Annotated in this window: 6 protein-coding genes; 2 read left to right on the top strand and 4 right to left on the bottom strand. The window is 62.5% G+C overall.

The window, feature by feature from the left end:
- The first annotated feature begins 8 nt into the window (after positions 1-8).
- Complete coding sequence (locus tag PspCFBP13509_RS24285; protein WP_242001103.1) at positions 9-5729, top strand: membrane-targeted effector domain-containing toxin; 5721 nt, start codon at positions 9-11, stop codon at positions 5727-5729.
- Positions 5730-5823: 94 nt separating this feature from the next.
- On the opposite strand, the gene PspCFBP13509_RS24280 is transcribed toward PspCFBP13509_RS24285, so the two are convergent.
- Both PspCFBP13509_RS24280 and purL read right to left on the bottom strand, forming a co-directional pair.
- On the bottom strand, positions 5824-6135 hold the full coding sequence (locus PspCFBP13509_RS24280; protein WP_065924847.1) for an NGG1p interacting factor NIF3: 312 nt from the start codon (positions 6133-6135) through the stop codon (positions 5824-5826).
- Positions 6136-6139: 4 nt separating this feature from the next.
- Complete coding sequence (purL, locus tag PspCFBP13509_RS24275) at positions 6140-10036, bottom strand: phosphoribosylformylglycinamidine synthase (protein ID WP_137212807.1); 3897 nt, start codon at positions 10034-10036, stop codon at positions 6140-6142.
- A 286-nt stretch (positions 10037-10322) separates the two neighbouring features.
- On the opposite strand from purL, the gene mltF reads away from it, so the two are divergent.
- A complete protein-coding gene (gene mltF / locus PspCFBP13509_RS24270) occupies positions 10323-11783 on the top strand; it encodes a membrane-bound lytic murein transglycosylase MltF (protein ID WP_137212806.1) in 1461 nt (486 codons plus the stop codon).
- Positions 11784-12101: 318 nt separating this feature from the next.
- Here the strand turns inward: mltF and PspCFBP13509_RS24265 are convergent, their stop codons facing one another.
- Both PspCFBP13509_RS24265 and ptsP read right to left on the bottom strand, forming a co-directional pair.
- On the bottom strand, positions 12102-12380 hold the full coding sequence (locus PspCFBP13509_RS24265; RefSeq protein WP_065947917.1) for a PTS transporter subunit EIIB: 279 nt from the start codon (positions 12378-12380) through the stop codon (positions 12102-12104).
- A 2-nt stretch (positions 12381-12382) separates the two neighbouring features.
- Positions 12383-14896, bottom strand: coding sequence for a phosphoenolpyruvate--protein phosphotransferase (ptsP, locus tag PspCFBP13509_RS24260; protein ID WP_065924850.1), 2514 nt, complete (start codon positions 14894-14896; stop codon positions 12383-12385).
- Positions 14897-14930: the final 34 nt, after the last annotated feature.

Genomic DNA, 14930 nt, shown 5'->3' with positions numbered 1-14930 from the left:
GCGCGCCTGTGAACACACCATCCCAGGCCTTTGAAGGCATCGAAAGCAACCTCAATCAGATCGGTCATCACCTGCTCAATGTCGAAGCACCGCTGTTGCCAGAACACAAACCCTCAGCCGAACAGGCCTATCTGGAAAAAACCAACGCAATCCTGGCGAGCTACCGGCAGCAGTTCCTGCACAAGAGCCGAACGCTTTACCAATCGCTGAAACAGGCTGACCTGCCCCAACAACTGGTCACGCTCAAGGCCACACTCAACACCCATCTGGAACACCTCGACCGTTACGAGCAGATCGACGGAAAACCGCGTAAATCCTTCATGACCTTTGAAGCCGGTTTCACTGCCCTTGCCAACGAAACCGCCCTGAGCGCCCAGGACCGTCTGCTGCACCCGCAACAACAGGCCATGCTGGAGCGTGTGCCGCTGGGCAGCACACTGCGGCCTGGTTTCTATGCGTTGACCCTGGACTATCAAGCACAAACCATCGAACTGGCCGGGGCCTTTGTCCTGACCGAACGCACCAGCCCGGTCGTCACCGACCTTTCCTCCATGCCGGCCGTGGGCGAAGTGATGCTGTTCACCCCCACGCGCGGGATTGAAACCTTTGGCTCCCTGCCTCAACTGAACGCGCATTTGCAGCGCGGCATGGATGACGCCGCGCAACGCCGCGACTTCATGCACCTGCTGCCGGTGCGCTACCACCACATCAGCCCCGGCGCGATCTGGCCGCTGGCACTGACGCCCATCAATGACCGGCCGCTGTTCGAACACACCTACAACGCCCTGATCGATAAGCGCAACGCAGACATTGACCATGCCCTGAGCCTGGTGAACAACCCCGAGCAGGCCGTGGACACGCTGATCAGCGCACTGGACCACGCCATCGTCGCGTCCCTGCCCGACCTGGCCGCACGCCTGGCGTGGCGTGCCCAGCGCGTGCTGGAGCGCTACCTGCGCCAGAGCGCCCCGGACTGGTACCGGAGCGCCAGCGAAACCCGCCGGGCCGAATTGGCCAGGCACCTGGCAGACTACAACACCGCCCGCCAACACCTGCTTGAACTGCTGGGCCCGGTCACCACGCCTGCAACACTGGCCCGCTATCAACTGCTGGAGCGGCTGAGCGAAGACCTGGATATCCACGACCTGGAACCGGAACGCCTGGTGATCACTACCCGTCGCTACGTCTCCCCCATCGGCGAGTACGAACACGACCGCAACCTGATCGACCTGACCCTGCGCGGGCTGCACGAAGGTGACGAGCAGACGGGCTCGGACTTCCTGAAAAAAACCACGCTCACCTATCAAGAGGCGCCACTGCCAGAGGCATACAAGGACCTCACCGTGACCTGGCTGGTACAGACGCTTAGCACCCTGCAACCGCGCCTAGACTTCGCCGCTGCGCAACAACAGATGCATGCAAAACCCGAAACCAGCCTCGCGATCGAACAGATGCTCGACCAAAGGATCAACGCGCTGGCCTATACCGCCGTGCTCGAGGGCCATCTCAGTGAAGACGACTTCAAATTGGTGCAGACCCTGCGCCAAGGCACCGACGCCCGCCTGAGCGCCGCAACCCTGTCTCTGCATGAGGCCCAGTTGCAGGATATGTGGGTGCTGCGCCAGAGCGACGGCAACGGCAAGGTCATACGCCTGCTGCTGTGTACCCCTGAGGCACCTGGGCGGCAGCAATTCCAGGCATTCGACGATGAGGTTGCCTGCCAGCAGCACATCCTTGGCTGGAGCCTGGACAACGGTTCGAAACAACCGCCCGGCACCCTCACCGATTACCTGATCACACGGGTCGCCTTGCGCTTTCGTGCAGCGATGAAGCAGGTCTTGACTGGCCTGAGTTTCAAGCCTCATGCCGAGGAATACAAAGAGGTCCACTTTGGCAACATCGGCAGCCATGCACATTGCCTCAAGGCCATGTCGGCCCATGTGCTGGCGACACGGGTCGACGACTATGCCTTCAGCACACCGGACTGGTACCGCTCCACCAGTAACGCCAACCGCCAGAAGCTTTTGAAACTGGCTGACGACGCCGAGGGTGCACTGCATGCCTACAACGTCTTTGCGCTGTCCGATGCGCACTTCCCCAGCTTCCCCAGCTTTGTGCATAAGCAGGCAAAAAAGCGCCTGAACGAGCTGCTGGGACGTCACCAGAACGATGTCGACCCCGATACCGTCTGGGCCTTCTCGCCGCCGGCACTGCTCGGCACCTGGACGCCGAAACCGCTGACCTACACCCAGCTGTACCGTGACGGCTACGCGGACGGCGTGGGTTTTCTCGACGAAAAGTTTTCGCGGGCGGCCCGCTTCAAAGGTCCCAACGGCATTGACCTGAGCCCGCTGACCGCAGAAAAGGTCGCCCGCTCGGTCACCGGTGTGTGGATCGGCCAGCGCTACATCAACGAGGTCAGGGCCCGCCTATTGAATGTCGGCAGCGCGGATTACGAGTTGCGGCGCAATGCAACCCTGAGCATCACCCAACGCCAGATGCAGAACGCTGCCTTGGAGTGCCGCCTGCAAGGGCATATCGCCGGGGTCGATTGGGAGTGGCTTGAACGCAGTATCGCCAGCATGGGCAGTACCGCCACCGACCAGCGCGGCACCTATGCCATCCATCGACTGCTGGTCGACGGGGAGTGGGTCATCGACACCTTCCTGTTCAGCCACAGCGGCTTCCCGACGTTGCTCTACACCCCCAACGCACCGGATGGCATCAGCTTTCGCGAGGCCCGGCAGTTCAATTACCTGCTGAAAAAAATTCCCGGCATGGTCGGCTATTTGACCCTGCGGGTAGGGGCCCAGTCGCAGACACGAGTACGGACTTTCCTGGAAAACGCCAAGGCGCAATTACCCGAGGACCTGAACAAGACCTCCGTCAGCCTTGCGCGCTACGACGCCACCCGCGTGCCCCTGCCGGACCTGCGCCAAGCGCTTTACAACATGAAGCTGCAGCGCAAGATCGACGATGTTGAAGGCACCACGGTCAATCGACTCAAGATGATCACCGGTATTCTGTGGACCTGCGTGGAGTGGGTCACTGCGATTGCCACCGCGCCCTTCCCCGTCCTCAGCCTGAGCCTGGGCATGCTGCTGGCGTTCAAGGACGGCATGCTGGCCTTGCACGCTTACCAGCAGGGCGATACCGGCGCCGCACTGGAGCACTTGATCGGCTACATGCTCAACAGTGCCGGCGCCGCATTCACCGATCTGCGCCCGGCCCTAGTGTCCCTCAGGCAGCTTGCCCGACCCGCCGTGAGCCCGATCGCCAGGCGCACTGCCGTCCCCAGCGAAGCCTTGAAACTTGTCCAGCCTCTGCAACCCAAGCCCTTGGCCCTGGAAGACATGCAAGCGGTACTCTTCGATGGCCAAGCGCTGTGGGCGAAGAAAACCCCGGACCCCATCGGCCGCTACCTGCTCTACCGACTGGACCCGGCCAGTGGCAAACTGGTCTCCACCACACGCGTGGCAGCCCCGGATGCGCAAGGCGTCTGGAGCCGCACCGGGATCACCGGCGGCGCACCTAAATATGAAAAACTGCCCGACACACCGGAGCCGCTCAAGCCCTATGAAATACCGGTGAAGTACGCGAGCAAACTGGAACTGGCGATCAATCCGGATGTGCGGGCCAGCATCGTGCAGCGGACTGAATGGGAGTTCGGCTCGCGGGAGGGCGCGCTGGGGCACGTCGCCAGCGAGTTGCACTCCCTGCGCACCACTTATTTGCAACAGGCCGAACGCTTGACGAGTGACGCCGAAGCGTTCTTCAAACACCTTGATCCGTTGCCGGCCCGCGCCGACGTCCCGGCCATCGACGCCGACGCCTCATTTACGCAACTACTGGCCAGCGATGCCTTGGCCGCAAACCGGCACTTGGTCATCGGCGCGGCACCAGGCTCCATCGCCAGTAAAGAACTCCTGATAACGCAAATGGACAGCTTGCTGAGCAAAGGCTTCAAGTACCTGTACATCGAGCACCTGCCTGCCGATTTATTCCGCACAAAATTGCAGAAGCTCAACACCGGTAAATCCTGGCAGCACATCGAACGCCACCTGAAGACGATTGACCAGGCGTTTGGCTTCGCCGAAGACGCCGAGTATTCGTTTGTCGCCCTGGTGCGCCAGGCGCAAAAAAAGGGCTTGAAACTCAGAGCCCTCGACGCCTCGACCTCGTATCAACTGGAGGATGCCCTGCAAATGGGTGACACCCCGGTGACTACGCCGCGGGATAACGCTTCGAGGAATTTCTATTCCCACAAGACCATCGAGACCGACGCCATCGACGAGCCCGACGCACGCTGGATCGCGTTAGTGGATTCCTCGCGCCTGCGTACCTTCGATAAAACGCCGGGCCTGGCCGACTTGCACGACGCGCTGGCCTTGCGGGTGGATGATGTCGGCCCAGGCCAGCCGGTGGGTATCTGGGTCGACAAACCTGGCGCCATAACGGGTGATCCACTCGCTCAAGGTGACTACCGACTGACCCTTCACACGGCCTACAAGGCGCCCGAGCCGGCAACACCCGTTGCCTCAATCGCCGTCGCAACCCATTTCAGCGACTACGATATAGCCCCATCTTTCAGGGACAGCATCACTCAACAGACCTCTACGCGATATGGGCTCAATACCCGCTACTACGCAACGAACCCGGAGCATCGCGAAGCGCTTCAGGCTTTCCAGAACGTGAGAGAACGCCTGAACACAGATGCAGAAACCTACCTGGACAACCACGTGCCACCCACTAGGCCCGCGCCTTCAGTCCTGGGTTTACCAAAAAACCCAGAGGCGCTGCTCGAAAGCATCCGCCATAGCGAATTCACGGGGCTGGTGATCGGTGAAGGGCACGCTGCGCAATCGAGCAAGCGACTGCTGCGCGAGCAGATGAAAAAACTCAGAGCCCTGGAGTTCAAGACACTGTATGTGGAACACCTGCTGACCGATATGCACCAGGAGGCGCTGGATACTTTCCTGCGCACCCAACACCTGCCGGACACCCTCAAGCGCTACCTGAACTATCTGGACCAGGGGCAAATGCGCGGCTACAAAGGCCGCGATACGTACACGGAAGTCGTCCAGGCAGCCGGCAAGCACGGCTTGCGCGTCCGCGCCCTGGACTGCGCCGCCAGTTATCACCTCAAAGGGCTGGGTGGGGACATGTCTGTAACGCGCAACCAAATATTCAGCTACTTCGCCTCAAATGTGATCAAGGCCGACCAGGCGGCGCATGGGCCACACAAGTGGGTCGCGTTCATCGGCAGCACTCACACCAACAACAACCTGGGGGTGCCCGGACTGGCGGAACTGCAAGGTGCCGTCAGCCTGCATGTCAGGGACACGCCCCCCGCGTTGGCGCGAAACATTCGCCCCGGCACCTGGGAGACATTTTCCGAAGGCATAGACCTTGATGCCAGGGCCTTGCGTAGCGACTTAGTTCTGGAGGCCGGTGTGGAAGGCTTAACGGCGCCAGCGCCGTTCGTTCCGGTCGACCGGTCTCGGCTGAAAAGACCCGGCCATTTCCTGATCGAACGCCCAACACCGGCGCAGAACAATGTGCTGCACCGTTCGCGCACCGGGGAAATTGTGTCGACGCCCATCAAGGTCAATGCTGACGGCCTGTATTACGTCGACCGCTGGGAACCGATGCAGGGCAAGCGCTTCAGCTACGAAAGCACCTTGATCAGTGCACTGCGGGTGGAAGTCGGGCTGACCCCCGCGCCCTGAGTCGTTGAAGGCCTGGCCCTGATTGCATGACAGCCAACAAAAAACCCGCTGGCCAAACTGGCCCAGCGGGTTTCTTGTTTTAACAGCCAGCCGATCAGAAATCTGCCAACTGCCACACTTCATACGCCGGTGTCTCGTAGGGGTGGCTGAGCTTCAAGGCCGCGACAACCGCCTTGACCCACTCATCGGCCACCACCAACTCGACCTTCCACTCTTCAACCACTTCAACCTGGCCAACCTGCCCGATAAACGGCTGGCTGCCGTCCAACGCGCGAAACTGGCCCTGGCCCAGCACTTGCCAGGCGCAGCGGTCGTAGTCGCCGATGCGTCCGCCGCCAGCAGCGAAGACGGCGGTTTTCACCGTCTCCACATGGCTGTCGGGCACAAAGAAGGCGAGCTTGTACACGGTCTTAGTTCACCCACACGCGGGCGTTGCGGAACATGCGCATCCAGGCACCGTCTTCGTTCCATTCTTCCGGGCGCCAGGAGTTCTGCACGGCGCGGAACACGCGCTCCGGGTGCGGCATCATGATGGTCACGCGACCGTCGCGGCTGGTGAGGCCGGTGATCCCGCGCGGCGAGCCGTTCGGGTTGGCCGGGTAGCTTTCGGTGACCTTGCCGTGGTTGTCGACGAAACGCATGGCCACGCAGCCGGACAGATCGGCCTCGAGCAACGCCTCTTCGCTTTCGAACTCGGCATGGCCTTCACCGTGGGCGATGGCGATCGGCATGCGCGAACCGGCCATGCCCTGCAGGAAGATCGAGTTGGACTCCTGCACCTGCACCATGGCGACGCGGGCTTCGAACTGCTCGGAACGGTTACGCACGAAGTGCGGCCAGAACTCGCTGCCCGGGATCAGCTCGTGGAGGTTGGACATCATCTGGCAACCGTTGCACACACCCAGGGTGAAGCTGTCGTTGCGCTCGAAGAAACCTTGGAACGCGTCGCGGGCACGGCTGTTGAACAGCGCCGACTTGGCCCAGCCTTCACCGGCACCCAGTACATCGCCGTAGGAGAAACCACCGCAGGCCACCAGGCCCTTGAACTCATTGAGGTCAACGCGACCGGCGAGGATGTCGCTCATGTGCACGTCGATCGCATTGAAGCCGGCGCGGTCGAATGCAGCCGCCATTTCCACCTGGCCGTTGACTCCCTGCTCACGCAGCACGGCAACCTGTGGGCGGATGCCTTTCTTGATGTACGGCGCGGCGATGTCCTGGTTGACGTCGAAGCTGAGCTTGGTGCTCAGGCCCGGGTTGTCTTCTTCCAGGATCACGTCGAATTCCTGCTCGGCGCAGTCGGCGTTGTCACGCAGGCGTTGGATCTGGTAGCTGGTCTCGGCCCACTGGCGTTGCAGCAAGCGGCGCTGGCCGGCAAACACGGTGTCGCCGTTGAACGAGATGTTGATTTCACCGTTGTTGATCGGCTGGCCGATCACCGCCACGCAGTCGTCCAGGCCAGCGGCGCTGAATTGTGCGAGGACGTCCGGCGTGGCGTCCTGGCGCACCTGGATCACCGCGCCCAACTCTTCGTTGAAGAGGATGCCGTTGATTTCAGAGGCGTCCTCGGCAACGCTGTCGAGCACGATGTTCAGGCCGCAGTGACCGGCGAAGGCCATCTCGACCACGCTGGTCAGCAGACCACCGTCGGAACGGTCGTGGTAGGCCAGCAGGTGGCCGTCGGCGTTGAGGCCCTGGATCACGGCGAAGAAGGCTTTCAGGTCTTCGGCGTCATCCACGTCCGGCGCCTGTTTGCCGAGCTTGCCGTGGGTTTGCGCGAGGATCGAGGCGCCCATGCGGTTCTGGCCACGGCCCAGGTCGATCAGGATCAGGTCGGTGGTGCCCTTGTCCATGCGCAGTTGCGGGGTCAGGGTCTGGCGGATGTCGGTGACCGGCGCAAAGCCGGTGACGATCAGCGACAGCGGCGAGGTGACGCTCTTGTCCACGCCTTCATCGTTCCAACGGGTGGCCATGGACATGGAGTCCTTGCCCACCGGAATGGTGATGCCCAGCTCCGGGCACAGCTCCATGCCGACCGCTTTCACAGTGTCGTACAGACGCGCGTCTTCACCTGGGTGACCGGCAGCGGACATCCAGTTGGCCGACAATTTGATGTCGGACAGCTTGCCGATGCGCGACGCGGCGATGTTGGTGAGGGTTTCACCAATGGCCATGCGGCCCGACGCCGGGGCGTCCAGCAGGGCCAGCGGCGCACGCTCGCCCATGGCCATGGCTTCACCGGTGTAGACGTCGAAGCTGGTAGCGGTGACGGCAACGTCGGCCACCGGCACCTGCCATGGGCCGACCATCTGGTCACGGGCCACCAGGCCGGTGATGGTGCGGTCGCCGATGGTGATCAGGAAGCTTTTGCTCGCCACGGCCGGGTGGTGCAGCACACGTTCGATGCTGTCGGCCAGGTCCAGGGCGCTTGGGTCGAAATCATCGCCCAGCTCGGCTTCACGCACCGCCGAACGGTGCATGCGCGGGGCTTTGCCCAGCAGCACTTCGAGTGGCATGTCCACTGGGTTGTTGCCGAAGTGGCTGTCGGTCACCGTCAACTGCGGCTCGGCAGTGGCTTCGCCGACCACGGCAAACGGGCAACGCTCGCGTTCGCAGATGGCCTGGAAGCGCGCGAAGTCTTCAGGGCCGACCGCCAGTACGTAACGTTCCTGGGATTCGTTGCTCCAGATTTCGTGCGGGGCCATGCCCGGCTCGTCGTTTGGAATGTTGCGCAGTTCGAAACGGCCACCACGGTCACCATCGTTGACCAGTTCCGGGAAGGCGTTGGACAAACCACCGGCGCCGACGTCGTGGATGAAGCTGATCGGGTTCTTGTCACCCAACTGCCAGCAACGGTCGATGACTTCCTGGCAGCGACGTTCCATCTCTGGGTTTTCGCGCTGTACGGAAGCGAAGTCCAGGTCGGCCGAGCTGGTGCCGGTGGCCATGGAGGAAGCCGCGCCGCCGCCCAGGCCGATCAGCATCGCCGGGCCGCCGAGCACGATCAGCTTGGAGCCGACCAGGATCTCGCCTTTCTTGACGTGTTCTTCACGGATGTTGCCCATGCCGCCGGCCAACATGATCGGCTTGTGGTAACCGCGCACTTCATCACCATGAGGGGTGGTGATGGACTGTTCGAAGGTACGGAAGTAGCCGGTCAGCGCCGGGCGCCCGAATTCGTTGTTGAACGCGGCGCCGCCCAGCGGGCCTTCGATCATGATGTCGAGTGCGGTGACGATGCGCTCAGGCTTGCCGTACGGCACTTCCCACGGCTGCTCGAAGCCTGGGATCTGCAGGTTGGACACGGTGAAACCGGTGAGGCCGGCCTTTGGCTTGGCGCCACGGCCGGTGGCACCTTCGTCGCGGATCTCGCCGCCGGAACCGGTGGCCGCGCCCGGGAACGGGGCAATCGCGGTCGGGTGGTTGTGGGTCTCGACCTTCATCAGGATGTGCACCGGCTCCTGCACCGCGCCGTACTGGCGGGTTTCAGGGTCCGGGAAGAAGCGGCCGGCAACCGAGCCGACGATGACCGAGGCGTTGTCCTTATAAGCCGACAGAACGCCTTCGCTGTGCATCACGTAGGTGTTCTTGATCATGCCGAACAGGCTTTTTTCCTGGCTTTCGCCGTCGATGTCCCAACTGGCGTTGAAGATCTTGTGACGGCAGTGCTCGGAGTTGGCCTGGGCGAACATCATCAGTTCGATGTCGTGAGGGTTGCGCTTGAGACCGGTGAAGGCGTTGACCAGGTAGTCGATCTCGTCTTCGGCCAGGGCCAGGCCCAGCTCGGTGTTGGCCTTCTCCAGCGCAGCGCGGCCACCGCCCAGCACGTCAATCGCGGTCAGCGGCTTGGGCTCGGCGTGGCTGAACAGGCCGGCAGCTTGTTCCAACTGGCTGACGATGATCTGGGTCATGCGGTCGTGCAGGCTGCTGGCGATCAGCTCGGCCTCGGCGTCGCTGAACTGGCCGGCAACGTAGAAGGCAATACCGCGCTCCAGGCGCTGGATGCTCGCCAGGCCGCAGTTGCGGGCGATGTCGCTGGCCTTGCTCGACCAGGGCGAGATGGTGCCGAACCGTGGCAGAACCAGGAACAAGCGGCCGGTCGGCTCTTGAACGGGAACGCTTGGGCCGTACTTCAGAAGGCGTGCGAGCACTTGCTGTTCGTCGGCGGTCAAGACGCCGGTAACGTCGGCGAAGTGAGCAAATTCAGCATACAGGCCTGTAACCGCTGGAACCTTCTGGCTCAGTTGTTCAAGGAGTTTGCTGTGGCGAAAGGCAGAAAGGGCAGGAGCGCCGCGCAGGATCAACATCTTCGGGACAGCCTCGGGAAGGGGTGTGCTTTGAGGCCGTGCATTCTAGCGTAAACCATCGCCAACGGCACCCGAAACGGCACCGCTGGCGGCTGCCGAACGTCAGTTGGCACGGTTTGCACGCTATCGGGGCGTTATCCAAGGCATTCCGCGCAGTTATTTTAACCGTCACAATCGGGCGCCAAGCCACGTTTCTGCGGGTTGCAGCACAGTTTTGGCGGCGCTAGCAGACAAGTCCGCCGCTGTCGAGATATGGCGCCGTGGGCCGTTTGCGTATACTGCGCAGATGTTCTCCCCAACTGCTTTGCGCCCGCGATGCGCCAGATGGCTCATCGTCACCGGACTCTTCCTGATGCTCAGCGCCTGTGTTGATAAACCCAGCACGCTCGAGCGAATCAAGGAGGATGGCGTATTGCGGGTGATTACCCGAAACAGCCCGGCGACTTACTTCCAGGACCGCAACGGTGAAACCGGTTTCGAATACGAACTGGTCAAGCGTTTTGCCGATGACCTGGGCGTGAAGCTGGAAATCGAGACCGCCGACAACCTCGATGACCTGTTCGGCCAGTTGGGCAAACCCAACGGCCCGGTGCTCGCCGCCGCCGGCCTGGTCAGCAGCGAGCAGCGCCAGCAACAGGTGCGTTTCTCCCATCCTTACCTGGAAGTCACCCCGCAGATCATCTACCGCAACGGCCAGTCACGCCCGACGAACGCGGCGGACCTGGTGGGCAAGAAGATCATGGTGCTCAAGGGCAGCACCCACGCCGAACAGCTGGCGGCGCTTAAAAAGCAGAACCCGGCCATCGAATACGAAGAATCCGATGCCGTCGAGGTGGTCGACCTGCTGCGCATGGTGGACGAGGGGCAAATCGACCTGACCCTGGTGGACTCCAACGAAGTGGCGATGAACCAAGTGTACTTCCCCAACGTACGGGTGGCGTTCGACCTCGGCAATGCCAGCAACCAGAGCTGGGCCGTGGCGGCCGGCGACGACAACAGCCTGCTCAACGAGATCAACAGCTACCTGGACAAGGTGGAAAAGAACGGCACCCTGCAACGCCTTAAAGACCGCTATTACGGGCACGTCGATGTACTCGGCTATGTCGGCGCCTACACCTTCGCCCAGCATTTGCAGCAGCGGCTGCCCAAATACGAGAAACACTTTCGCGCCTACGCCAAGGAAGAAAAAGTCGATTGGCGCCTGCTTGCGGCTATCGGTTATCAGGAATCGCTGTGGCAACCGGCGGTCACCTCAAAGACCGGCGTGCGCGGCCTGATGATGCTGACCCAGAACACCGCCCAGGCCATGGGCGTGTCCAACCGCCTGGATGCCAGGCAAAGCATCATGGGCGGCGCCAAGTACCTGGCCAAGATCAAGGACGAGCTGGACGACAAGATCGCCGAGCCCGACCGCACCTGGTTCGCCCTCGCTGCTTATAACGTCGGCACCGGCCATCTGGACGACGCGCGCATCCTGGCGAAGAAGGAAGGCCTGAACCCGAACAAGTGGCTGGATGTGAAGAAGATGCTGCCGCGCCTGTCGCAGAAGCAGTGGTACAGCAAGACCCGCTACGGCTACGCCCGAGGCGGCGAGCCGGTGCACTTCGTGGCGAACATCCGGCGCTACTACGACATCCTGACCTGGGTGACCCAGCCCCAGCTGGAGGGTAACCAGGTGGTGGAAGGTAATCTGCATGTGCCGGGTGTGGACAAGACCAAACCGCCGGAAGACAACCCGAAGCTCTAGGTACCCGTGTGGGAGAGCGCTTTGTGTAAGCGGGCCGGTGATCGGGCCTTTGTAGTGAAGGGGCCTTTGTAGTGAAGGGGCTTTTGTGGTGAGCGGGCTTTTTGTGGTGAGCGGGCTTGCCCCGCGCTGGGCTGCGAAGCCGCCCCAAAACCAGGCGCTACGGTTTTCCTGAAAAATCGCGGCGGCCCTATTGGGGCCGCTTCGCAGCCCAGCGCGGGGCAAGCCCGCTCACCACAAAAAGCCTGCTCACCAGAGAGGCCCGCTCACCACACACGAACTGCAGCTCATTCAAATGGCTCAACGTTGATCGACGTCGTCTTATAAACCGGTGATCAGGTGCACAACACCGCCCGGCAACACCATCACCGCCGGCACACTCGCTGCTTTCAACGCCGCCTCATCCAATCGTCCCACATCCTGCAACTGCACCCTTACCCGCGTCAGCGCCACCCGCTGTTGCGACTTGAGGTTATCCGCACCCCCCAACGCACTCAGCACTTCGGGCGACAACAGATTCTGCGTCGGTGCCTCGACCGTCTCGGCGATCAAATCCGGGGTCAGGGCCTTCCAGAACGCCTGCTTCAATTTATCCAACATGCTCAGTTCTCCAGCACAACGGTGGCTGTTTGATAGTCGCGCAGGGCCTCGCGCACTTGGGCGGCTTCTTCCAGGCCCAGCACCTGGCGGGCGATGCTCTGGCAGTCGACCAGGTCCAACTCGCGCACGGTGGCCTTGATGGTCGGGATCAACGGCACGCTGACCGACAACTCATCGACCCCCAACCCGATCAACAACGGCACGGCCAGCGCTTCCGACGCCAACGCGCCGCAGACGCCCACCCATTTGCCGTGGGCATGAGCGGCCTTGACGGTGGTGGCAATCAGGCGCAATACCGCCGGGTGAAAGCTGTCGGCCTGGCTGGCCAGCCGTGGATGGTCACGGTCCATGGCCAGGGTGTATTGGGTCAGGTCGTTGGTGCCGATGGAGAAAAAATCCACATGGGGCGCAAACACGTCGGCCATCAAGGCGGCGGACGGCACTTCGATCATGATGCCCAGCTTCGGCAGCTCGACAAGCCCCAGCGCCAGCGCCTCTTCTTCAAGGATCTTGCGCGCCAGGTGCAGCTCCGACAACAGGCTGACCATCGGTAACATGATATGCAGCCGCGTCAGGCCGGCACTGGCGAGGATGGCGCGCAACTGCTCGCGCAGTAGCTGTGGACGCTCCAGGCACAGGCGAATCCCGCGCAAACCCAGGAATGGGTTGGTCTCCGCTTCCATCGGCACGTAGGCCAACGGTTTGTCGCCGCCCACGTCCAGGGTGCGCACCACCAGGTTGCGTTCAGTACCCAGGGCACGGGCGATGGCGCTGTAAGTGGTGGCCTGTTCCTCGGGGCTCGGCGCGCGGTTACGGTCGAGGTAGAGGAATTCCGAGCGCAGCAGGCCCACGCCTTCACCCCCTAGGGTCAGGGATTGCTCCACCTCCTGAAGCGAAGCGACGTTGGCCGTGACCTCGACGTGATGACCATCGCGGGTGATGGCGGGCAACGCAGCCTGCGCCACATCGCGCTGATGCCGCTGCACCTGTTGTTGGCGAGCCACTTCCAAGCGTTCGATTTCAGCCAGGTTCGGCGCCAGATGCAGCTCGCCTTTATCGGCATCCAGCAGCACCTGCTTGCCATTCGCCAGCGCCAAGACCTGCTCCGGCACCCCGCAGATCGCCGGCAAGCCCAAGGCACGGGCGAGGATCGCCACATGGCTGGTCGCCCCGCCGCCGACGGTGACAAACCCCAGCACCTTTTGGGGATCGAGGCTGGCGGTTTGCGAAGGCGTCAGTTGCTCGGCGACCAGGATCGCGCGGTCGGGCAGGTCCCAGGCGCGGTCTTGAATTCCGAGGATCAGCTTCAGCACACGCTGGCCGACATCCGCGAGGTCCGCCGCACGTTCGGCCAACAGGGCATTGCCCAGGTTCTGGAACAGCTGGGCAGTGGCGACCGTGGCGCTGTTCCAGGCAAATGCGGCGCTCTTGCCTTCGGCCAGTAGGCCGTGGGCTTGTTCCAGCAGCGTCGGGTCTTCGAGCAATTCCTGATGGGCGCGGAAAATCTCCGCCTGGGCACTGCCTGCCGCCTGGGTTTGCAGGGCTTGCAGCGCTTCGGTTGCAGCCAGCAAGCCACGGTCCAAAGCGCCGCGCTCGAACGCCTCGCCAGCGCCCTGTTCAGTCACCTTCAGCTCGGGCTCAGCAATCTGGACCACCTGGCCAAACGCCGATCCCGGCGATGCGCAAACGCCTCGCAGCAGCGTCGCCGACGATACCGGCACGGGCGCTTCAAGCTGTGCAGCCGGCGCCGCAATGGCCTCGCCGCAGCCTTCAAGCAACAGCGCGACCAAAGCTTGGATCGCCGCCTCGGCATCGTCACCGGCCGCACTCACTTGCAAGGTATCGCCCTGCACGGTTTGCAGTGCCATGATCGCCACCAGCGACTTGGCGTTGGCACTCTGGGTTTGCTTGTGCAGGTAAATGCTCGCGTTAAAACCTTTCGCGGCTTGTGCAAACACGGCGGCCGGGCGCGCGTGTAAACCGTTGGCGTTGGGTAAGGTCAACGGCTTTGAGAAGCGTGCATCGCCCTCCTCCTCATCGGCCTCCTCTACCCGGTTGCCGGGCGCTACCTGCAACACCGGCTGGCCCCGTTCCACCAGGCCGCTTGCCAACGGCGTGAACGGCTCGCCGCTGACCACCAGCATCAAGGTCAGCAAACTGCGTGCGTGGAGTGCCACATAGTCGGCATCGAATTCGATCAAGGCTTGCCCGGCTTCTACCCGCTGGCCTTCCTCGACCAGGCGGGTGAAGCCCTTGCCGGCCAGGCTCACGGTGTCCAGGCCGATATGCATCAGCACCTGCACGCCGTTGTCGTCGGTGACGCTGACCGCATGCCCACTGTCCTGGATATTGCTGATCACCCCGGCCAGGGGGGCGCACAGGGTCTGCGAGGTGGGATCGATGCACAGGCCGTCGCCGATCATGCGGCTGGCGAACACCGGGTCAGGCACCTTGTCCAGTGCCAGCAGCACGCCGGACAAGGGCGCCAGCAGTTCCAGGGGTTGAGTTGCGGTCATGACGTCACCTGCTGTTTTGTTCTGTAAAGATCCT

Source organism: Pseudomonas sp. CFBP13509 (assembly GCF_005233485.1).
GTDB classification, from domain to species: Bacteria; Pseudomonadota; Gammaproteobacteria; order Pseudomonadales; family Pseudomonadaceae; genus Aquipseudomonas; species Aquipseudomonas marginalis.
The sequence above is the reverse complement of the archived record's forward strand: the minus strand, read 5'-3'. Positions and strand labels throughout refer to the sequence as shown.

What these genes read in the sequence shown, in the direction of transcription:
- PspCFBP13509_RS24265 (WP_065947917.1), bottom strand. Translation starts at nt 12,380, where the DNA reads ATGTTGGATAAATTGAAGCAGGCGTTCTGGAAGGCCCTGACCCCGGAT.
- purL (WP_137212807.1), bottom strand. Translation starts at nt 10,036, where the DNA reads ATGTTGATCCTGCGCGGCGCTCCTGCCCTTTCTGCCTTTCGCCACAGC.
- ptsP (WP_065924850.1), bottom strand. Translation starts at nt 14,896, where the DNA reads ATGACCGCAACTCAACCCCTGGAACTGCTGGCGCCCTTGTCCGGCGTG.
- mltF (WP_137212806.1), top strand. Translation starts at nt 10,323, where the DNA reads ATGTTCTCCCCAACTGCTTTGCGCCCGCGATGCGCCAGATGGCTCATC.